The organism is Rothia sp. HMSC071F11 (genome assembly GCF_001809115.1).
Classification (GTDB): Bacteria; Actinomycetota; Actinomycetes; order Actinomycetales; family Micrococcaceae; genus Rothia; species Rothia dentocariosa.
Genome location: NZ_KV795770.1, coordinates 76,758 through 77,071, shown reverse-complemented (window position 1 = coordinate 77,071; position 314 = coordinate 76,758). Strand labels below are relative to the sequence as shown.

Genomic DNA, 314 nt, shown 5'->3' with positions numbered 1-314 from the left:
ATCCAGGGAGTTCGGGTCGTTCTGGCGATCATCATGATCACGGTTCTGGTCGTCACCTTCGCCCGCATATGCCTTCTCAACCGAGCTGAGCGCGGAGTCCAGGGAGTTCACCTGGTCGGAGAATCCTTTGGCGTTCTGCGCCAGAGGGGTGGTCGGGTTCTGCAGGTCGGTTTCCTTGATAACCTCGTCCCAAGCACGTGCCTGGTTGTTCAGGCGCTCGTCCATAGCCTGCCCGTAACCTTCGGGTGCCTGGAGCTTGTCGGCAGCAAATCGGTGTGCCGCCGGGACTACGGGGGTGCCGCCCTGGTTAGCGT

1 protein-coding gene is annotated in these 314 nt (G+C 61.5%); it reads right to left on the bottom strand.

All coding sequences use genetic code 11. The features are described 5' to 3' along the window. On the bottom strand, positions 1-314 hold a 314-nt coding region (locus HMPREF2554_RS11630; RefSeq protein ID WP_168160881.1), incomplete at both ends, for a hypothetical protein.